This window comes from Streptomyces sp. NPDC001828 (genome assembly GCF_042892175.1).
Classification (GTDB): Bacteria; Actinomycetota; Actinomycetes; order Streptomycetales; family Streptomycetaceae; genus Streptomyces.
Map to the genome: position 1 here is coordinate 458,055 of NZ_JBIATV010000004.1, position 19,835 is coordinate 477,889.

The window sequence follows — 19,835 nt, forward strand, 5'->3', positions numbered from 1 at the left end:
GTACAGGCCGTGGACCGGGTGGAGCGGGGCGCACGGTCCGGAGCGTCACGACGACAGGCCGGCCGGCCGCGAGGCGCCTGGTCCCGCCGCGCCCCGCTGCTCCCGGCGCTCGTCTTCCTGGTCGTGGTGACCCAACTGCCGTTCGTGGGAACCCTGGTGATCTCCTTCATGCGGTGGAACGCGCTGGCCCCCGACGACCGCGGCTTCGGTGGCCTCGCCAACTACAAGGCCGCGGTGACCGATCCGGACCTGCGCTCCTCGCTGGTCACCACGATCGTCCTGACCGCCGCCGTGGTAGTCGTGAGTCTGCTCCTCGGACTCGGGCTCGCCCTCCTCCTCGACCGGAAGTTCCCCGGCCGGGGCGTCGTCCGCACGCTCCTCATCGCCCCCTTCCTCGTCGTCCCGGTGGCCTCCGCGCTGCTGTGGAAACACGCCCTCTACAACGCCTCGTACGGGTTCATCAACGGCTCACTGAGCTGGGTGTGGCAGCTGTTCGGCAGCCACAGCGCTCCTCAGCCCGACTGGCTGTCGGCGGTCCCGCTCATCGCCGTCGAGGTGTCACTGATCTGGCAGTGGACCCCGTTCATGATGCTGATCCTGCTCGCCGGGCTGCAGAGCCGCCCGCCGGACACCGTCGAGGCGGCCCGCGTGGACGGAGCCACCACCTGGCAGGTCTTCCGCCACCTCACCTTTCCCCACCTGCGCCGCTACCTGGAACTCGCCGCCCTCCTGGGCAGCATCTACGTCGTCCAGAACTTCGACGCGGTCTTCACCCTGACCTCCGGCGGCCTCGGCACCGCCAACCTGCCCTACACCGTCTACGAGACCTTCTACCAGGCGCACGACTACGGACAGGCCTCGGCCGAAGGCGTCATCGTCGTCGCCTGCACCATGGTCATCGCCACCTTCGCGCTGCGCACCGTCTCGTCGCTGTTCAAGGAGGAGACGCTGTGACCGCTCAAGACGGACGCCCCGTGACCGGGCTCCTGCGCCGCGGCATCTGGGGATTCCTCGCCTGGTTCTGCGGCCTGTTCTTCTTCCTGCCGTTCGCCTGGATGGTGCTCACCTCGTTCCACGGAGAGGCCGACGCGGCGACCAACCCGCCCAGCATCGGTGCCGCACTCACCTTGCAGGGCTATCGCGAGTTCTTCGGTGCGAGCACCGGCGTCAGCCCGTGGCCGCCGCTCATCAACTCCTTCACCGCCAGCGCCACCTCGACCCTGCTCGTGCTCGCACTCGCCATACCCGCCGCCTACGCCCTGTCCATCAAGCCGGTCCGCAAATGGACCGACGTCCTGTTCTTCTTCCTCTCGACGAAGATGCTGCCGGCCGTCGCGGGCCTGCTTCCCGTCTATCTGATCGCCAAGAACGCCGGAATGCTCGACAACGTCTGGCTCCTGGTCATCCTCTACACCTCGATGAACCTGCCGATCGCGGTATGGATGATGCGCTCCTTCCTGGCCGAGGTCCCGGTCGAGATCCTGGAAGCCGCCTCCATCGACGGCGCCGGACTGCCCACCGTCCTGGTGCGCATCGTGGCCTCGGTGGCCGCTCCCGGCATCGCCGCGACGGCTCTGATCTCCTTCATCTTCAGCTGGAACGAGCTTCTGTTCGCCCGGGTCCTGACCGGTGTCGTGGCCGGTACCGCACCCGTGTTCCTCACCGGCTTCGTCACCAGCCAGGGGCTGTTCCTGGCCAAGGTGTGCGCGGCCGCCGTCTGTGTCTCCCTGCCGGTGCTCGTCGCCGGCTTCGCCGCCCAGGACAAGCTCGTCCAGGGCCTGTCCCTTGGAGCAGTCAAGTGAAAGCCGCTGTCATCAGTTCGCCGGGAGTCGTGTCGGTCGAGACGGTCGACGACCCGGTGCCGGGGCCCCGGGAGGTGGTGATCCAGGTCGCCGCATGCGGTCTGTGCGGCACCGATCTCCACATACTCCAGGGCGAGTTCGCCCCCAGCCTGCCCGTGGTCCCGGGTCATGAGTTCGCCGGAGAGGTCGTCGCCGTCGGCACCGAAGTACACGGTCTGTCATCGGGCGACCGGGTCGCCGTCGACCCCTCCCTCTACTGCAACGAGTGTCACTACTGCCGGATCGGGCGCAACAACCTGTGCGAGCGGTACGCGGCGATCGGCGTCACCACGGGGGGAGCCGCTGCCGAGTTCGCCCTCGCCCCCGCGGCCAACTGCGTCCGTCTGCCCGACCACATCCGGACCGAGGACGCGGCGCTCATCGAACCCCTCTCGTGCGCCGTACGCGGCTACGACGTGCTGCGCTCCCCACTGGCCTGCCACGTCCTGATCTACGGGTCGGGAACCATGGGCCTGATGATGATGGAACTGGCCAAGCGGACGGGCGCGGCCACTGTCGACATCGTCGAGATCAACCCCGAACGCCTCGCCACAGCGAGGCAGTTGGGATGTGCCAACGCCGTGGGATCGGCCGACGAGATCGAGCGGCCGCGCGGCTGGGACGTCGTCATCGACGCGACCGGCAGCGAACGCGCGATCCAGGACGCCCTCGGCCGGGTCGCACGCGGCGGCACCTACCTCCAGTTCGGGGTGGCCGACTACGCGGCGCGGGCCACCATCGAGCCGTACCGGATCTACAACCAGGAGATCACCATCACCGGCTCCATGGCCGTACTGCACAGCTACGAGCGAGCGGCCGAACTGTTCGCCGCCGGGGTGCTCGACCCGGACGTCTTCATCAGCCACCGCTTCCCGCTCACGGACTACGCCGCCGCACTCGCCCAGTTCCAGGCGGGCCGTGGCCGGAAGATCCTGGTCACGCCGTGACGCCCGAACCCCTCGCGGGCGCGCTCGTCATCGGCGAGGCCCTCACGGACGTCCTCGTCACCCCGGACGGCAGCCGAGCCGCCCGGCCCGGCGGCAGTCCCGCCAACGTCGCCCTGGGACTGGGCCGGCTCGGCCGCCGCGCATGGCTCGCGACGCGGATCGGTGACGACCCCCTGGGCAAGGAGATGCACGCCCGGCTCGCCGACAGCGGGGTCCGGCTGACGGAGGGTTCGGTCCAGGACGGCACCACCTCGTCGGCGACCGCCCGGCTCAACGGCGCGGGCTCGGCGACGTACGAGTTCGACATCCGCTGGGATCCGGTGCCTGGTGCGGTCCTGCCCACCCTCGCGGGTATGCCGGGCCATCTGCACACGGGGTCCATCGCGGCAGCCCTGGCCCCGGGCGCGGACCTGGTGCTCGCCGCCGTCCGGGAGGCACACGGCTCGGCGACCATCTCGTACGACCCGAACCTGCGGCCCGCGCTGCTGCGCGGCCCGGCGATGGAACGCCCGCGCATCGAACTCCTCGTCTCGCTCAGCGACGTGGTGAAGGCGAGCGAGGAGGACCTCGCCTGGCTCTACCCCGACCGCGCCCCCGCGGACGCCGCGCGCGAGTGGGCGACCGCCGGGCCCGCGCTGGTCGTCCTCACCCTGGGCGCGGCCGGCGCGCACGCCTACTGGCGTGGAGGGCACGTCGCCGTCCCGGGCCGGCGGGTGGCGGTCGTGGACACGGTGGGCGCCGGAGACGCCTTCATGGCGGGGCTGTTGAGCGGGCTGATGGCGCGGGGGCTACTCGCCGCGGGGCGCGGGCCGGTTCGCGGGAAGCACGCCCGGCAGGCGCTGCACCGGGCCACCGCCGGACCGGGCCCGGCACCCGAGCTGGCCTCCGCCCTCGGCCTGGCGGCCCGCGTGGCGGCGCTCACCTGCACTCGCGAGGGCGCCGACCCGCCGAACCTCGCCGAGCTGCGGCCCTGACACACCACCGCATCAGGCGTTCGGCGCGCTCGTACACGGCGCCGACGCGGTGTGAGGCCGCGTCGGGGAGGCGCCGCCGCAGGTCACTTGGCCCCTTCCAGGCCGGGGTCCTGCGCGGCCTCCTCCCTCGCCTGCCGTAGGGAATTGGTCAGATACTCATGCAGTTCCTCGCGATGGGCGCCGGACTCGTGGACCTCCGGGCCGGGGCCGCCCAGGCCCTCGATGAAGAAGTCGAAGTCGTCGGCCCTGGCGGCCTGCTGTGCGAACTGCTGCTGGGGCCGCATGTCGGGCGACCCCGACGACTCGAAGGTCGGGATCTCGATGAGACCGCTGGTCTCCCTGGGCGCGGGCCGGTTCCTCTGGTACCAGTCGGACTCGTACCGGGGATCGGTCGCCCCGATCCGGTCGGACAGCAGGTTGACGGCCTGGCCGGACTCCAGGGCGTCGGCGATCTGTTCCAGGGACCGCCCGCCCTGGAACAGCTCCTCCATGTCCTTGAAGATCACCGGCTGATATCCGGACGCCAGGAGCAGCCGGGGCAGCAGCACGTGGACGTTCAGCCGCCGGTTCGTGTCGTCGTACGGGTGGATGATGTGGATGGTCCGTACCACCCATCCGATGGCCTTGAACCGTTCGCGGGTGGTCTTCGCGGCGTCGAGCTTTCCGTAGAAGCGGTCGAGGGTCTCGGTGACGAGACCTTCGACGTCGCTGTCCTTGTACAGGGTCTGGTTGAGCATCATGTCCACGCCCGGCTCGAAGTGGCCGGACCAGGTGAGCGCGTCGGGCCTGATGCCGAAGGGCAGGAGCCCGTCCGCCTTGGCCATGAGCGCTTTGCCGCCGATCGTCTCGTTGAGTACCGAGGGCGTCGGAGAGTCGGCACGCAGCGGATAGCCGGTGACGTATCCGGCCGCACCGGATTTGTCCGGCTTCTCGTGCAGCTGGGACACCACGGTGTTGTGCATGGCCTCGTACGTGGCGAAATCAACGCGGTCGCCGATGGTCTTCGGGTCGTTCAGGAAACGCTCGTACGTGGCGGTCATGCTGCCCTGGAACCCCGGCGACTGCTGGTGGTCGTACAGCTCGCCGGGGTTGTCGGGGTGCTTCTGGCGCGCTTCCTCGTGGTGCAGCGGGTCGAGGTAGGCGCGGTACCACTCCTCGCGGGGCAGCACGTCCTCCAGGCGCTTGGCATCCGGCTGGCCGGAGCTGCTGACACGCTGGACCGGCGTCGCACTGTCGGCGTGGTGGATGCCCGGGGCACGACTCCCCGGCCCCCCGTGGAACACCCCGCTCACCTGCCTGTCGTCCGCCGACGCCGCAGGCCGGGCCGAAGCGATCATGCGGGCCACCGCCGCGTTGCCCACCGAGCGCTGCATCGCCATGTAGTCCGTCTCGCCGGGCGCCTGCTCGGCGGACGGCTGTGGTCTCACCCGGGAGGCGTGCGCGCGGGCCGCTTCGTCGGGGTCGGCCGAGCGTCGCCGGTACATCATGTGACTCCTCAGCGCTGGCGGTGAACCCTGGCAGGCGGGCTATCTGCGCCGCCCGGGCCGGGTGCCCCGATCTGGCGGGCCTCGGCGCCGGTCGGAATGCGTACGGGCTCGTCTCGTTCTCGCACCTCACACGGCCCGCCACCCATCGTTCCCGCCTCCCTCCACCGACGGCAAGGCCTCGCGGTCCCTGGCCGGGGGCAGATCGCTTGCCCGTACGGGGCCGCGCGGCGGATCGACGGCACGGCCCAGGACGCGTGGGACGGCGGCCCGATCCCGTCCCGGTGTGTACATCCGGCGTTCGGCCGCGTCGCAGACCTCAATGTGCGGCCGCCGACCGGGTTCCCCCGGACGGCGGCCACCGCGTTGCAGTGCCTGGCGGGCCGTTCTTGTGTTGAGGGGACACGAAAACACAACCCGTGTCACACGAAAGGAAAGTCGTGCGTCTCCGAACAGGTATTGCCGCTCCGGTAGCCGGTCTGGCCGCTGCAGCGGTGCTCGTCCTCTCCATCAGCCCGGCGGTCGCCAGCACGGACCCCACGCCCCCGGTGGCCCCGCCGGCTGTTCCCAGCCTGCCGGTGACCCCGCCGGCCGTTCCGCCACTGCCGGTGACTCCGCCGGCCGTTCCGAACCTGCCGGTGACCCCGCCCGCTCTGCCGGTGACTCCGCCGGCCGTTCCGAACCTCCCGGTGACCCCGCCCGCTCTGCCGGTGACGCCGCCGGCCAAGTAGCAGGGCGGACGCCTCATGCACCCGGGTCGCAGCCCCTGTCGGCCGGCTTCCTGCGGCCGCCTGCCCATTCAGCAGCGCCGCTGAACAGTTGGCAGTGAGGCTCTCCCGGAGCGCACGCGGGGAGCAGCGCCGGTCCCAGACCTGGCGCTGCTCCCCGCAAGCGCGTCGCCCCGGCTACGTGCCCGCGTCTTGCCCTGGCGGGATGTTCACGGTGTGGGGGTGGGCGGAGGATCCAGCAGTCGACGACATTTCAACGGGCTTCGTGACGGCGGCAGTTGCGGTGCTGAAGGGCCGCGTACACCAAGGCAGACAAGGATGCCAACCAGGTCGCCGCCGGAAAGTAGCCGCGCGACAAAGGCCGTTGGCATGGGGAGGCATCATGGTCTTTTCCGTTCCTGCCACTTGAGCCAGTCCGTGAGTCGGCCCTGTGGTGAAGGGCTTCGTGCGGAGCGCGAAGGGTTGTCAGTGGGTGTTTCTAGGATGCTCGCATGAGTTTGCTGAAACCTTCCACGGACTCGGTCCGGCCGTCGCCCGAGCGCACGGTGACCCTGTTGCTGGAGTCGGCGCTTGAGCGGGCGACATCTGTGGATCTGGAGGCCGCGTTCGCGTGGATGACGGAGGGACGCCTCGCGGATGAGGTCCTGGCCGACTGGCGCGGGCTGGGGGAGGAAGCGCGTGCGGAGCTTGCTCGCTGTCGAGACACCATTCGTGTCCTGAAGGACGTGGCGGTTCCGGAGGGCACCGTGCGGTACGGACGCTGCGCGGCAGAGACGATCCTGGAGGGCGACCTGCAGGGGCTGGTGTCCCAGACGGAGAAGGCCGTCGAGTACTGCGAACAGGTCCGTCAAGAGGTCATCACGGACCTCGGCCGGCTGATGAGGGAGCGCCGCACGCAGTTCCCCTCCGCCAAGGCCGCCCCCCTGGGAGAGCTGCTCGAGGAGTTGAAGCGGGCACGGGCACGCTACGCCCGCCTCATGGAGGGCTACCAGGAGGAGTTGCGGCAGCTGGCCGTGGAGGAACAGCGGCGCCAGGAGTTCCTCCGCAGCGAGGACAGCATCTCCCTCGCCGAGATACGCGCTCTGACGGACCGGGAATTCGAGCTGCTCATCTCCTCCCTCCTGGAACGCGACGGATACGAGGTGCAACGCGCACACGGAGGCGCCGGTGACAGGGGAGCGGACGTCATCGCCACCGGAGAGAACGGCGAGCGGATCGTGGTGCAGTGCAAACTGCGCAGAACGCCGTCCGCCAAGATCGGTTCGCCCGACGTGCAGACGTTCAACGGAACAGCCCGACCGGACCACCAAGCCACTCATCCACTTATGGTGACCAACGCACGCTTCACCAAGGAGGCGGAGGCGGCAGCTGCCAGGTACGGCATCACGCTCGTGGACAACGGGGCGTTGCGCACATGGGCGACTCATGGGAAGCCCCTCGAACTGCCCTGACGGGCACTCTCTTTGGCGGGTCACCTCAGGATTCGGGCTCGGCACGCTCGCGCGCCCGGCGGCCCTTCGGGCGTTGGCACGACACGGCAGAAGGCACCCGTAAGATGCTCGCCGTGCCGCTCCTCCTCGCTATGTGACTCCTCCTCGCTATATGAACAGAGTCGACGAGCCCACGAAACCATCACCGGCAAGTCCGGACTCCTCAAGAGCGATCCCTACAACCACCTCCGGATTCCATGATGCATATCGAAGACCTTTTCACCGGTGCCGCTGACGGTACGACGGCGGCACCCATCGACTGGGATCCCCTGCGTGAGCACGACGCTCTCCTGGAGGTCGGCCTCCTGGACTGCCGTGTGTGTCCCCTGACCGGCCGTTCCGGACTGCTCCTGGACATGCGCACGGCCCTGCAGTACCGCACCGGAAATGCCGCCCTCCTTGTCGTACGAGGGATGCGGTCGTTCCGCTGGAGAGAGACACCCCCGAACACGGAACTGTTCAACTTCTCGGTCGGATCGAGTTCGCCTACCACCACAGCGGAGGCCTGGCGCATCGATCTCGGGCTCTTCATCGACGGGGAGCTGTCCATCGAGGGCAAGTCCGCGGACTTCTATCTGTTGAACGCCGACGCGCTCCCCGACGCGCCACCGAACTACTCCGGCCGCCGACTCGACGAGGTGCGCCACGCACTGCCCTGGTGGGACTCGGAGTGCAGGGTGCTGGAGTGGTCCAGCACAGATGGCATCTGACGAACATCAGCGACGCCGGAGTCGCGTAGGACATCCACCTGCCATGCGCCGTCGCCCATGGATGCAGTAACCCCTGCTCGCCGCCCGGTTGCCCGGTTGTCGTCACCGTCGCACGTGAGCGGCCTTTTCGCGGTGCCCATGGCCGGGTCACCCACACCGTCGCCGCTCGAGTTCAGTGGCTCGAGGGAATGGCGGGATGCGAGATACGTACGGCTTTCCCGACATGCCCGCGTGTGCGTCTCGCACCCCGGCCGAGCCGTCGGCCCGCCGTCGCGGCCGCCTCTGTCGACCCTCGGACCGACCCGGGACGCGCGCTCAGGCGGGGACGAAGACGTCCTCGTGGGCCCCGTCGAGGATGAATCCGTTGTCGAAGCGGACCCGCACGCTCACGCGAGGCCCCCGCTCCTGGAAGGCGGTCCACGCGGGTTCCAGAGAGGCGACCTTCTCTTCGAGCTGCCTCCTGCTCTCCGTGGGCATCTCGCCCCCGAAGGCGTCGAGCAGCGACTTGAGCCGCTCGTACTCGCGCACGTCGTCGCTCTCCTCCTGGTGGCCGACCACCTGCTCGACGGTCCCGCCGGTGCCCGCCGCCAAGGACAGGAACCCTACGACGACCCCCGACACCTCGTCCGAATCGGTCAGCCGGGTGTCCGCGGCCAGCACCACCCGTTGGCCCGTCTTGAGAGTCATCTGCTCCTCATCTCATGTCCGCTTCCGGGGGTCAGAGTAGGTCAGAACCTTCCGGCATGCCGGGCGAGGAGGCCGGCGATGACCGCCATCCCCTCTCGACGACGCCCGGCGACCTCCCGGTCACGGCACTAGCCGCGCGGCATCGGGGTAATACCCAACCGGGGAAAACGGGGGTGAGGCATGGATACAGCCATGGCGTCCGGGCTGTGGATCGCGGCGGTCGGCGTGGTCGGCACTCTGCTGTCCTCTCTGCTGACCCAGCGCGCGGCGGACGGCTCGCGCAGGCGGGAGCGGGTCGAGGAGCGCCGGGAGCAGGAGCGCCGGGCCGGGCTCGATGCGAGGCGGGACACGTATGTCGCGCTCAACACCGCCTGTCGGCAGTACCTGGCCGCGCTGACGGACCAGATGCACGCGTTGCTGAACGCGGACGGCTCCGGCGCTTCGGGCCGGCGGCTGACCGAGGCGCGCGACGCCCATCGGGATTGCTACGCCGAGGCACAGCTGCGCGTTCCGGACCCGGTGCTCGACCTCGCCGGGACCGTCAACCACTCGCTGAGTACGACCTACGGGATGCTGATGCGGCTCGACCGCGGTGATACCCGTCCCGGCGACTCGCTCGACGCCGTGCGGGCGGACATCGAAGCGCTGTGGCGCCAAGTACGCCTGCTGCGACAGCAGATGCGCGCCGACCTCGGGGTGGTGAACTCCGGGGAGGGCGGCTGAACGGGGCGGTGGCTGGTCGGTTCCAGGTCGAAATCCGGCCGCCGGTCAACATCCGCTTCCCGGCGCCGAGCGGCTGGGCATGATGGGAGAGCCGCGACAACCGGGACCGGCTCGATCGGGGGAGCGATGGGTGGCGACAGTGGTGGGGAAAAGGCGGTACGGATCTGGGCGCGAGGCGTGGCGGCCCGTGCCGATTTGCTGATTCCCTTCACCGAGGTTCCGTGGACGACCCGGTTCCAGGCCGTGTCCGAGCCGGGGATCCAGGACCGGACGATCGATGAACTCACCCGCCTGGAAGCCCTGTTGGAGCCCCAGGACGTCATGCGGCAGGTGGTCATCGCTCGGCTCGGCGTGTTGCTCGCGCTGCGATACGCCGGCGAGGGCGGCGGAGCTGCCGAGGACCGCAGGCGGGCACTGCGGCACTTGCGGGAGGTACGCGCTGCCGAGCCCGAGGCACCCGACTGGGAACGGCGGTGTGCCGCGTTCGGGCTGCTGGTGGTGCTGTTCCCCAGTCCCGAGCTCGGCGGCCGCGACGGCCGGCTACCCGACCACGCGGCGTTCATGGACTGGTACCTCAAGGACGGCGCGAGCTTTGATGTCGCGGAGCTGCCCGAGCTCTTCACCGACGCCCAGGCTCTGCCGATGCCGCCGGAACTACGGCAGATCATCGACCAGGCGGCCCCGGGGCTCGCCCTGCTGAAGGAGATGCTGCGGCCCGGCGGGGTGTCCAGGGCGACGGGCGAGCAAGTGAGGAGCGTGCTCCCGGACGACTTCCCCTGGACCGATCAGCTCCGGACGGTGAGCTGGGTCAAGGAGCGCGTCCGCGACCAGCCGCCCGCACCGGACGAGGCCGCCCGCCCTGAACAGTCACAGGCGGCCAGGACCGAACGTGAGCGGCGCAAGCGGGCCGGGATCCTGGCCACGATGGAGGCCGTGACCCCGGGCTTCATCAGCCCGGAGGCGCTCCGGAGGATGAACGAGGAACTGGAGCGGAGCCCGGATCACCCCCCGGCCGGCTCGGACGACCGGGGGCTGGAGGCCCTTCCCCGGCTCCTGCGGGAGGCGCTGGGCGCCGTCCGCAACGGCGACCCCGATCGCCTCGACGCGGCACTCGACCGCCTGGCCACTGCCTCCGGTCTGCTCCCGCCGGAGCACGAACTGGGCGTCGTCCTGGCAGCGTTGCGGTCCGCGCTCGTGGGCGGCGGGGACACGCTGGGCGGGAACCTCCAGGATGCCGAACTCGGCCACCGGCTCCTCGAATCGCTGGAGGAACGGATCACCGCGACCCCGACTCCCCCGAACCTCACCGGGGTTGTGCGGCTGCTGTCGGCGATATCGAGGCTGGAGCGCGCCCAACAGGCAGAGGACGTAAGCGAGTTGAACGCGGTCATTGACGAGCTCCTCAGTCTCCAGGACCTCGCAGCACACGATGACGGCATCCGCGTCAACGTCCTGATGGCGCTGGCTCAGGCCCATCAGGCGCGAGGCGCGTTGCTGGGCGACCCGTCGGACCGGCTGCGCATGCTCGAATGCCTGGAGCGGATCGAGCGGGTGGACCACCTGCCGCCGGGCCTCAGGGAGCTGACCGAGCAGCTGACCGGCCTGGTGCGGATCCAGCGCGGCAAGGAGGAGAACGATCCTGAACTCATCCGGGAGGGCCTCTCGGTGCCGCGGCCCACAGCGGCAATGAAGAGCGACTGGGACCTGCGATCGGCGAACGGTCGGCTTGCGCTCTACCACCAGACCAAGGACGTGTCCGAACTCGACCAGGCCATCGCAGGGTTCGAGCGGATCAGCGAACGAGTCCGACAGGGGGAGGAGGCGACGCTGGCGGGAAATGTGCTGTGGAACCTTGCCGAGGCGTACGCCTGCCGGTTCGACCACACGCAGGACCCGGCCGATCTGGACGCGGCCATCGCCACCGCGCTGGATTCTCTGCACCCCATCGCCGCCGACGTCCTGCTGCAAGCCGGCGCCGAGCACGGCCTGCTCGCAGCCAGGAAGGGAGGCGAACGCGGAATCCACGTCGCGCGCTGGGCCGCGGTGTGCGACCACTTGGAGGAGGCGGTCGAGGCGCTGGAGTGGAGCCGGGCCCTGGTGCTCCAGGCCGCCTCGGCCTCTGCGGGCGTACCCGAACTGCTTCGGGCGCGTGGGCAGGGGGAGCTCGCCGACGCCTGGAGCGGGACGTTCTCCTCGACGCCGGGCGAGCCGGACCGGCAGCTCCCGAGCAGCCTGCGCCGCCGCGCCCTCGAAGCGCTCGGCTACCGGCGCCACGACGACCGGCGACAGCTCTTCAGCATCCCGACGATCGAGGAACTGTGCGCGGGGATCGCGGCGGCCGGCAGTGACGCGCTGGTCTACCTGGTCCCGGGGGACGCGGAGAACCCCGGCGTCGCGATCTTCCTGGTGCCGGGGATCGGATCGAAGGCGTTCCTGGTGCCGGCGCTGTCCGGGGAGGGGAGCGGGCCGTTGGCCGCGTACCTCGATGCCGCAGCCGCGCGTTCCCGGTACCGGACCGAGGCGGCGGAACGCGTCTGGGAGGACGCCCTCGGGCGGCTCTGCGACTGGGCCTGGTCCGGGGTGATGGGGGACATCCGCGAGATGGCCCTGCTGCTCCGCGCCGACGCCGACGGCGGCTCCGTCAATGAGGGCGAGTTCGGCAGCGAAAGTGACAGGGACGCGTCGCCGCCCGACAGGGACGCGTCGCTGCCCCGAGTCGTCCTGGTGCCCTGCGGAAACCTGGGCGTGGTTCCCTGGCACGCGGCGAGGGCGCGCGACGGAGACCAGTACCACTACGCCTGTCAGGACATGGTGGTGAGTTACGCCGCCTCGGGCAGCCAGCTGCTCCTCACGCTGGGGCGCGAACGGCTCGCGATCGACTCGGCCCCGGTCCTGGTGGCCGACCCCCGCCTCTCACTGACCCATGCGGAACGGGAGATCAGCGCTCTGCGGGCCGACTTCTATCCACGGGCGCGGCTGTTCGGCGATTTCTATCAGCCACCCGTGCCCCCGGAGGCGCCCGGAACGCCCGAGGAAATCCTTGAGCTGCTGACGGCAGCGAACGTGCGGCCGCTCTCCCTGCTGCACGTGGCGTCGCACGGCTCCGCGGGCCCGAGCCCGGCCGTTTCGGCGCTGAGCCTGGCGTTCCCGGGTGAATCCGAGTCCTGGCCCGCCGGCCTTGGTGGTCCCGGGGCGCTCCCGGACGCCGGCATGCTGACCGTGACGCGCCTGCTGGACCTCCCGGCCGAACACACCGCCCGGCGGAGCAGCGGGCCACTGGTGGTTCTGAGTGCGTGTGAGACGGACCTGAGCACCCGTGACCACGACGAGGCGCTGACCTTGGCGACGGCCTTCGTGGCGCGGGCCGCGCGCAATGTGGTGGGCTCGCGGTGGACGACGGCCGACGGCGCCTCCGCGCTGATGATGTCGGTCTTCCACCACTTCGCGGCCGTCGAGGGCCTCGATCCGGCCGCAGCCCTACGAGCCGCGCAGCTGTGGATGCTGGATCCCCGCCGCCAACTGCCCAGCAGCGTGAGCGGGTTGACGGACCGTGACACTGAGCTGCCGGACCTTGACCGCCCGGCACTCTGGGCCTCCTTCATCCACCAGGGCCATCCCGGACCTTCGTACGGAGCCATGGGTGCGAGGGGTGCCGCATGAACCCTCAAGACCTCCTCGCCCTGATCCGCGCGCACTGGCCGGACATCCACTCGGCCCTGGACGACGAGCAACGCGAACTGCTCCTCACCCGGCTCGAAGCGCTGGCCCTCGCGCCCGCCGACGAGCGGGCCGTCCGGAGGTGCGTGCAGGGCGTGCGGCTCGCCCTGCTGGCCCTGCCGCCCGGTCACCTCGTGCGTCGCGCCCTGGACGGGACGCGGCTGGCGGGCCCCGCGGCGGCAGCGCCGGACCTGGCGGCGACAGCGCGGGAACTCCTCGCCCAGCTCGCCGATCCCGGCCCGCCCCCACGCCGCGAGGGTGGCCTCGCCGAGGCGCGCCAACGGCTTCTTGCCCACCCGTCGTTGTCGCCCGAGCAGGCGCGGCACCGCTGCGCGGGCGCCGTCACCGGACTGATCCGACTGGACGACCCGGTACGCGGACCCCGCTACCCGGCCTTCCAGTTCGGCGGTGCCGACGGCGGTCCGCTCCCCGTGGTGCGCGCGGTCAACCGTCTGCTCCTGGGGGAAGAGGACCCGTGGGGCGCGGCCGACTGGTGGTTGAGCGGAAACCTCTGGCTGGGCGGGCGGCCCGCCGCACTCCTCGGCCAGGTGTCCGACGAGCTGCTGGTCGGCGCGGCCTCGGCGATGCTGGAGGCGGACTGATGCCCGACCGCACCCCGCCCTCCGCGTACCGGCTTACACCCAACCTCGCGACGCTGCCCGCCGGTTCGGAAGTATGGCGGTGCCACAGCGGCAGACGGCCACCCGAGGAGTTCAACCCCGTAGCGGCCGACTCGCACTTCGGCGGCAACCGTTTCGACGGCACGTCGGAGGACCCCTACCCGTTTCTGTACGCGGGCGCCGAACCGGCCACGGCACTGGCCGAGGTGCTGCTGCGCTCGCTGGACTTCGACACCGGTTCGGGATTCCGGCTTGTGCCGCGTGCCTGGGTGGCGGGCCGTTCACTGAGCCTGCTGCGGACGCGGGTCGATCTGACGCTGATCCGGCTCGTCACCGAGGAGGATCTGGCCGCGGTCTGCCAGGACTCCTGGCTGTTGGAGGCGGAGGGCGCCGGATACCCGCAGTCCCGGCGCTGGGCGAGCGAGTTGCGTACCCAAGTGCCCTGCACTCAGGGCCTGTTGTGGCAATCGAGGCGGCACCGCCCGCGCCATGCGGTGGTCCTCTTCGGCGACCGCTGTGGTGACGAGCCGCTCAAGCCGGACCTCGCGCGGGGCATCCCCGACCTCGCGAGTCCCGAAGGGATCGAGCAGGTCAATCGTCTCCTGGCCCCGTTGCGGGCGACGCTCGTCCCCGAGGGGGTGCTCTGAACTTCTTGTGGCGGACGATTCGGCGATGCATCCTTTGGACCATGGCGCCCAGGGGAGTCGACTACGCCTCAGTTGTCCATGAGCTGAAGGAAGTTCGCAGGGCCGGGATGGTGCGCCTGCGGGAACTTCGGCTCCCCGCGCTCACCGAGGCGGCTTCGGCCGGGCTCACGCCGGACGGCCCGGCCGTGAGCGGGCCGTCCGCTGTCGCGGTCGAGCGACTGCTGCGGCTCGCGGTGGACCGGCTGGGCGGCGGCAGCCTCCAGGAGGCGGCCGAGTACACACTGGGGACCGCCCCGGGGACCCGCGACTGGCCGGGCTCCGACCGTCGCAGGCGCGCCGCCGGCGTGTACGGCGTGAGCGTGGAGCGGTTCCGCAAGCACCAAGAAGGCGTGGTGCTCGGCCAGATCGCCGAGCAGATCCTCCGGCTCTGCGGAGAGGCCCCTCCGACCGAAAGCCCACTGGAGACCCACCGAGTCCTGCGGGTGCCGGCAGCGGGCCGGGTCGTTCCCGTCACTCTCCATGTCCACGCCGTCGATCTGCTGAGCGACGTGGACGTGATCGTGGTGCCCTCCAACACGCACTTCGCGCTGCCCGAGGCGTACAAGTCGTCGGTCTCCGCCTCCTTGCGACGCGCCGCCGCGTCCCGGAGCGTGACGGGGGAACTGCTCGCGGATCCGGTCCGCGAGGAACTGCGCGACTGGGCCGTACGGCAGGGAACTTCGGGCCGGCCGGTCGTGCCGGGCACGGTCGCCGCCACCGGCTCCGGCGCGCTGGCGGCGCAAGGGGTACGTCGGCTCTACCACGCGGCCGTCGCCGTTCCCCGGTCCGGGACCAATGACTACGACGTCCTGCCGGCCGACGTCACCCGGGCGGTGACCAGGGTGCTGGCGCTGCTGGCCGAGGAGAGTCGTGGGTTCGACCCGCCGCTGCGCTCGGTCTGCCTCCCGCTGCTCGGCTCGGGCCGGGGCGGACTTTCGTACCAGCAGAGCATCGAGGCACTCTGGCCTGCGGTCGATGCGGAACTGTCGCGGCGCACCGACCTGGACATCCATCTGATAGTCCGTCACCCAGTGCCCGCAGAGCTGCTGTTGCGGACGCTGACGACCCGGAACGAAGCGCAGGAGGCGACCGGAATTCGCCCGGATCCCGCCCATATCGCGACCGGGCCGTCTGGTGGACTGGAACGTACGACGTGGAGGAACGTGAGAGAACAGGCGGGAACGGACGCCATGTGATCGACGGCACGAGGCGGACGGGCAGGCGTCAGAGGCGGTCCCGGCGGGAATCCATGGCATGAACAGGACATGCACCATTCAGTACGGACACCATCAGTACGGGCACCATTCAGTACGGAAACGGGGAGACGTATTCGCATGGCGGAGATCAAGGGTGTGCTGCTGCCGGCCTATGTTCTGGCCGATGAGTCGGGCTCGATGGCGCCCTACGTACAGGAACTGTCCAACGGGCTGGTGTCGTTGTGCGAGGGGCTGCGGTCCGAACCGATGATCGCCGCGAAGCTTCGCCTGGCGGTTCTGGGCTTCTCCGACGACGTCCAGGTCCGACTCGGGGTGGCCGACATGCGCACCGAGACCAGCCTTCCGCAGGTGGTCATCCGGGGCCTCACCAACTACGAGGCGGTGTTCGACGACCTGCTCGGCCGCATTCCGACCGACGTGGAGTGGCTGCGCGGCGAGGGCTACAAGGTGCACCGGCCCGTCGTGTTCTTCCTCAGCGACGGTCAGCCCACCGACGGGGGAGCCTGGCGGAAGCCGCACGCACAGCTCACGGACAAGGCACGGACGCCGACTTCGCCCAACATCATCGCCTGCGGGATCGGCGACGCCCAGCCGGCCACGATGCTCGAAGTGGCGACGCGCCCCGAGTTCGCCTTCGTCGCCAAGCCCGGTACCGACATCGGCCAGGCCATCTCCGAGTTCTTCCACGCCCTGACCGCCAGCCTGGTCGCCTCGGGACACGCGCTCCACTCGGCGAGCCCGCAGCTCGTGGTGCAGAAGCCCGATCAGTTCACGATGGCGATCGACGAGGTCTGAACGTGAACTCACCCGACAGCGGCCGTAGTTGGGATGAGGGGAGCGAGGCGGCCGCAGACCCTCGGCCGCCGCGGCGCGCTCCTGCGGCCCCACCGCCTCCCCGCCTGCCACCGGCCCCGCCGCCGCCCGCTGAGGGGCTCGCTTCGGCGGCGCAGCCCTGGCAGCGGGTCTCGATCGGCGTGCCGGGGCCCCACTTCGAGGCCGGGCCACCGGGCCAGGACGCCCACGAGTTCCCGGACACCGAATGTGACGCATGGTCAACTCCCTTGCTGACACTGCGATATGCCTCGGTACGGGGCGCCAAGCACCGCTACTACCGGCAGCCGCGCCAGGACGCCGCTCGCGCGGCGGTGCACGAGGCCAGTGGCAGCATCGTGTTCGCCGTCGCCGATGGCGTATCGAGCGCCACGAGCGCCGAGCTCGGAGCCGTCGAGGCGTGCCGATCCGCCGTGGAGCACCTGCTGCGCCTGCTGTCCCAGGGGCAGGACCCGCCGGACTTCCGGGACGTCGCGGGGGCCGTCGCCCAACGGCTGCGCCGGCTCGCACAGCGCCGACTGAACAAAGAGGAGCCCGAGCCGGCCGAGGTGGCGGGGCTGTACGCGACGACGCTGGTGGCCGGCGTGGTGCGTCCGGACCCGGCCGGCCCCGTCGTGTCCCTCTGCCGGATCGGTGACTCCGGAGCCTGGGTGCTGGACCCGTCGAGGACGACGACCCCGACCGGCGGATACCACCCGCTGTTCGACCCCAAGACCGACCCGGACGCCCTGATCGTCGAGAACGATGTGTCGCCGCTGCCCCGCATTCCCGATCCCCTGCCCGTGGCCCATACGCGGCTGGCCGCTCACGAGGCACTGCTCATCGGCACCGACGGCTTCGGCGACCCACTCGGTGACGGCGACGGCCAGGTCGGCGCGCTGTTCGCGCACCACCTCGCCCAACCGCCGACGCCCCTGTGGTTCGCCCACCTCGTCGACTTCACCCGCGAGACCTTCGACGACGACCGGACGCTGCTCGCGATCTGGCCCCGCGCCACGGGGGCGCCGCGATGACACCCGCACGCATACCGCCGGTCGAATACGGCACGCTGACCCTGCGAGGCCAGCTCGGCCAGGGCGGCCAAGGCACCGTTCACCAGGTGGCCAACAAGAAGATCAACGAGGCCGACAACGGCGGCTGGGACGTGGTCTACAAGGAGTACAGCGCCGCCGTCCTGCCCCAACTCGACACCGCGGCCCTGGAAGCGGCCGTGGCACTCATCGGCGAGCCCGGCTTCGCCGACGGCAAGTGGCTCTGCGAGAAGACGGCGTGGCCCGCGGCCGTGGTCCAACGCCAGGGCCACGCCTGCGGATTCCTCATGCGCGCCGTGCCCGACCGCTTCCACTTCACGCTCCGGAGCCTGAACGGCTCGACCCCCGGAACCCGCAGGCTCGCGAACCTGGAGTTCCTGCTCAACGTCGACTCCTACGTCGCCAGAATCGGCCTGGTCATCAGTGAGCGTGAACGGCTCTTCCTGCTGGCCGACCTGGCCACCACGCTCGACAGACTCCACCGCATCGGCATCACGGTCGGGGACCTCTCTCCCAAGAACCTCTTGTTCACCACCGCCCCGCGGCCCGAGTGCTTCCTCATCGACTGCGACGCCGCGCGGCTGCGGGGCGCGAGCGTTCTGCCCCAGGCCGAGACGCCGGACTGGCAGCTTCCGGCGGGGGAGGAGAAGGCGACCCGGCCCGGCGACGTCTACAAGTTCACGTTGCTCGCCATCCGCCTCTTCGCCCGCGACCAGACCGCGACTGATCCCACCGCCCTGGCCGGCGTCGGCTCCGCACTGGCGGACCTGGCTCGCGCGGGCCTCGATCCGGATCCGGCCCGGCGCCCCACGCCGGCGCAGTGGGCCGAGCGACTGGCCGCGACGGCCAGGACGGCGTCCACCGCTCCCGCCGCGGCATCCCCGGTGTCCCCGGTAAGCGGCGGGCCGCGGCCGCCCGGTCCCCGGCCGGCGCCGGCAGCCCCCGGGCGACCACTCAACCACGCGGCTGGGCCGAAGAGGGCCACCTCGGCTGCCGCCCCCGGATCAGGCAAGGCAGCCTGGGTCCTCTCAGCCGTCGCCCTGCTCGTGATCTTCGAGATTGCGGCCCCGCACATGCACGACAGCTCCGATGACGATGTCGTTGCACGCCCCACCGTGTCGATGGCCCCACTCCATCCCGCCTACCCAAGTACGCCATCACTCGGGAAGCCGGCAGCGCCCCCGGACGATCTGCCGGATGTCGTGCCACCCCCGGTTCCCGATCCGCCGACGGCCCCCTCGCTGCCGCCCGTACCTAATCCCGATCCGCCGACGGTCCCGGCGCTGCCTCCAGTACCGCCGCCCCCACCGCCACCCCCGCCCCCACCACCGCCGAGCTATTACGGTGCCATCGCCGTGAGCCAGGACGGCGGTATCGGCAAGGCCTGGGACTACAAGTCCGCCGGCGCCGCACAGGAAGGGGCCTCGTCGAGGTGCCAGGGCACGGGTTGCAAGGTGCTCACGACGTTCGTCAACAGCTGCGGTGCCGTCGCCTACAACTCGAGCTCGCGCCAGTACTGGGGAGGCCAGGGCGCCACGCCGACCGAAGCCGAGAACAACGCGATCTCCCATGCGGGCGGCGGCCGCTGGCTCACCTACGTGTGCACCACTCGCTACTGAGCCGAGCGCCGCTGCCTCGTCGCCGCTGCCGCATGGGTGTTTCCGGTCGGAACCGGCCCTGTCGGCGGGGATGGGCTACGCCCGGACCCTCGGATTCGCTGCTCGATGCGCGCGTGTTCCTTCGATGAGGGGAGTGATCCGGGTCTGCTGACCGGGCCATCAAAGGGTATGGATAGTAGCAATCCGTAATATTCAGGCATATATCTCGTGAGGCGGCCCACAGGACCTAGGTCACATACGAGCAGGCCTAGTGGCCCACTGATCAAGCCCCGACCGTGCTCGTTCGCCGCCCACGCCCTGGACGGATCGGGCCGTGCCCCGGACGCGGCACGTGCGCCAGTACGGCCTCGCTGCGAAGTCCGTTAGTAGGAGGGGGGCATTGCCAGGCCATCGGGGCGTCGGTAGAACTGGATGAGTCGCCGAGCGGCACGGGTACTTCATCCGCCGCAGACGAGCCCTCCCGATCGTGTGAGTGGCTCACGTATGCCCCGGCATGCCGCGACCGTCCTTGTTCCCTTCGGAAGGCCTCT

16 protein-coding genes are annotated in these 19,835 nt (G+C 70.5%); 14 read left to right on the plus strand and 2 right to left on the minus strand.

All coding sequences use genetic code 11. The features are described 5' to 3' along the window. Window positions 1-18: 18 nt before the first annotated feature. The 4 genes from ACFYZA_RS16310 to ACFYZA_RS16325 are packed head-to-tail and all read left to right on the plus strand — an operon-like array spanning window position 19 to window position 3,762. The gene (locus ACFYZA_RS16310; protein WP_388491026.1) at window positions 19-954 is read left to right on the plus strand and encodes a carbohydrate ABC transporter permease; all 936 of its coding nucleotides are present in this window, start codon (window positions 19-21) and stop codon (window positions 952-954) included. Next, entirely contained in the window at window positions 951-1,802 is an 852-nt protein-coding gene (locus tag ACFYZA_RS16315) for a carbohydrate ABC transporter permease (RefSeq protein WP_388490971.1), read from the plus strand. The genes ACFYZA_RS16310 and ACFYZA_RS16315 overlap by 4 nt, the downstream gene beginning before the upstream one ends. Continuing rightward, window positions 1,799-2,788 carry a zinc-dependent alcohol dehydrogenase family protein gene (locus ACFYZA_RS16320; protein ID WP_388490973.1) on the plus strand — a complete coding sequence of 330 codons (990 nt, stop codon included), beginning with the start codon at window positions 1,799-1,801 and terminating at the stop codon, window positions 2,786-2,788. Before ACFYZA_RS16315 ends, ACFYZA_RS16320 begins: the two co-directional genes overlap by 4 nt. Further along, window positions 2,785-3,762, plus strand: a complete 978-nt coding sequence (locus ACFYZA_RS16325) for a carbohydrate kinase (RefSeq protein ID WP_388490974.1) — start codon at window positions 2,785-2,787, stop codon at window positions 3,760-3,762. Before ACFYZA_RS16320 ends, ACFYZA_RS16325 begins: the two co-directional genes overlap by 4 nt. An 83-nt stretch (window positions 3,763-3,845) precedes the next feature. Here the strand turns inward: ACFYZA_RS16325 and ACFYZA_RS16330 are convergent, their stop codons facing one another. Next, a complete protein-coding gene (locus ACFYZA_RS16330) occupies window positions 3,846-5,249 on the minus strand; it encodes a hypothetical protein (RefSeq protein WP_388490977.1) in 1,404 nt (467 codons plus the stop codon). A 1,216-nt stretch (window positions 5,250-6,465) separates the two neighbouring features. On the opposite strand from ACFYZA_RS16330, the gene ACFYZA_RS16335 reads away from it, so the two are divergent. Both ACFYZA_RS16335 and ACFYZA_RS16340 read left to right on the plus strand, forming a co-directional pair. Next, window positions 6,466-7,425, plus strand: coding sequence for a restriction endonuclease (locus ACFYZA_RS16335; RefSeq protein WP_388490979.1), 960 nt, complete (start codon window positions 6,466-6,468; stop codon window positions 7,423-7,425). Between the two features lie 236 nt (window positions 7,426-7,661). Next, window positions 7,662-8,174 carry a hypothetical protein gene (locus ACFYZA_RS16340; RefSeq protein ID WP_388490980.1) on the plus strand — a complete coding sequence of 171 codons (513 nt, stop codon included), beginning with the start codon at window positions 7,662-7,664 and terminating at the stop codon, window positions 8,172-8,174. 315 nt (window positions 8,175-8,489) lie between these two features. Here ACFYZA_RS16340 and ACFYZA_RS16345 read toward each other — a convergent pair whose 3' ends face one another. Next, window positions 8,490-8,861 (minus strand): hypothetical protein, encoded by a 372-nt coding sequence (locus tag ACFYZA_RS16345; RefSeq protein WP_388490983.1) that lies wholly within the window; start codon window positions 8,859-8,861, stop codon window positions 8,490-8,492. A gap of 180 nt (window positions 8,862-9,041) precedes the next feature. Between ACFYZA_RS16345 and ACFYZA_RS16350 the strand changes: the two genes are divergently transcribed. From ACFYZA_RS16350 to ACFYZA_RS16385, 8 genes are all read left to right on the plus strand, one after another. Next, window positions 9,042-9,584 (plus strand): hypothetical protein, encoded by a 543-nt coding sequence (locus ACFYZA_RS16350; RefSeq protein ID WP_388490985.1) that lies wholly within the window; start codon window positions 9,042-9,044, stop codon window positions 9,582-9,584. Window positions 9,585-9,710: 126 nt separating this feature from the next. Further along, the gene (locus tag ACFYZA_RS16355) at window positions 9,711-13,244 is read left to right on the plus strand and encodes a CHAT domain-containing protein (protein ID WP_388490988.1); all 3,534 of its coding nucleotides are present in this window, start codon (window positions 9,711-9,713) and stop codon (window positions 13,242-13,244) included. Beyond that, complete coding sequence (locus tag ACFYZA_RS16360) at window positions 13,241-13,903, plus strand: hypothetical protein (RefSeq protein WP_388490990.1); 663 nt, start codon at window positions 13,241-13,243, stop codon at window positions 13,901-13,903. Before ACFYZA_RS16355 ends, ACFYZA_RS16360 begins: the two co-directional genes overlap by 4 nt. Continuing rightward, window positions 13,903-14,568, plus strand: coding sequence for an RES family NAD+ phosphorylase (locus ACFYZA_RS16365; RefSeq protein WP_388490991.1), 666 nt, complete (start codon window positions 13,903-13,905; stop codon window positions 14,566-14,568). Before ACFYZA_RS16360 ends, ACFYZA_RS16365 begins: the two co-directional genes overlap by 1 nt. A gap of 41 nt (window positions 14,569-14,609) precedes the next feature. Further along, window positions 14,610-15,803, plus strand: coding sequence for a hypothetical protein (locus tag ACFYZA_RS16370; RefSeq protein ID WP_388490994.1), 1,194 nt, complete (start codon window positions 14,610-14,612; stop codon window positions 15,801-15,803). A gap of 138 nt (window positions 15,804-15,941) precedes the next feature. After that, window positions 15,942-16,619, plus strand: a complete 678-nt coding sequence (locus tag ACFYZA_RS16375; protein ID WP_382585655.1) for a hypothetical protein — start codon at window positions 15,942-15,944, stop codon at window positions 16,617-16,619. Window positions 16,620-16,885: 266 nt separating this feature from the next. Beyond that, a complete protein-coding gene (locus tag ACFYZA_RS16380; RefSeq protein ID WP_388490997.1) occupies window positions 16,886-17,668 on the plus strand; it encodes a protein phosphatase 2C domain-containing protein in 783 nt (260 codons plus the stop codon). After that, window positions 17,665-19,305, plus strand: a complete 1,641-nt coding sequence (locus ACFYZA_RS16385) for a DUF4189 domain-containing protein (protein WP_388491000.1) — start codon at window positions 17,665-17,667, stop codon at window positions 19,303-19,305. The genes ACFYZA_RS16380 and ACFYZA_RS16385 overlap by 4 nt, the downstream gene beginning before the upstream one ends. Window positions 19,306-19,835 lie beyond the last annotated feature (530 nt).

What these genes read in the sequence shown, in the direction of transcription:
- ACFYZA_RS16330 (WP_388490977.1), bottom strand. Translation starts at nt 5,249, where the DNA reads ATGATGTACCGGCGACGCTCGGCCGACCCCGACGAAGCGGCCCGCGCG.
- ACFYZA_RS16335 (WP_388490979.1), top strand. Translation starts at nt 6,466, where the DNA reads ATGAGTTTGCTGAAACCTTCCACGGACTCGGTCCGGCCGTCGCCCGAG.
- ACFYZA_RS16340 (WP_388490980.1), top strand. Translation starts at nt 7,662, where the DNA reads ATGATGCATATCGAAGACCTTTTCACCGGTGCCGCTGACGGTACGACG.
- ACFYZA_RS16345 (WP_388490983.1), bottom strand. Translation starts at nt 8,861, where the DNA reads ATGACTCTCAAGACGGGCCAACGGGTGGTGCTGGCCGCGGACACCCGG.
- ACFYZA_RS16350 (WP_388490985.1), top strand. Translation starts at nt 9,042, where the DNA reads ATGGATACAGCCATGGCGTCCGGGCTGTGGATCGCGGCGGTCGGCGTG.
- ACFYZA_RS16355 (WP_388490988.1), top strand. Translation starts at nt 9,711, where the DNA reads ATGGGTGGCGACAGTGGTGGGGAAAAGGCGGTACGGATCTGGGCGCGA.
- ACFYZA_RS16360 (WP_388490990.1), top strand. Translation starts at nt 13,241, where the DNA reads ATGAACCCTCAAGACCTCCTCGCCCTGATCCGCGCGCACTGGCCGGAC.
- ACFYZA_RS16365 (WP_388490991.1), top strand. Translation starts at nt 13,903, where the DNA reads ATGCCCGACCGCACCCCGCCCTCCGCGTACCGGCTTACACCCAACCTC.
- ACFYZA_RS16370 (WP_388490994.1), top strand. Translation starts at nt 14,610, where the DNA reads ATGGCGCCCAGGGGAGTCGACTACGCCTCAGTTGTCCATGAGCTGAAG.
- ACFYZA_RS16375 (WP_382585655.1), top strand. Translation starts at nt 15,942, where the DNA reads ATGGCGGAGATCAAGGGTGTGCTGCTGCCGGCCTATGTTCTGGCCGAT.
- ACFYZA_RS16385 (WP_388491000.1), top strand. Translation starts at nt 17,665, where the DNA reads ATGACACCCGCACGCATACCGCCGGTCGAATACGGCACGCTGACCCTG.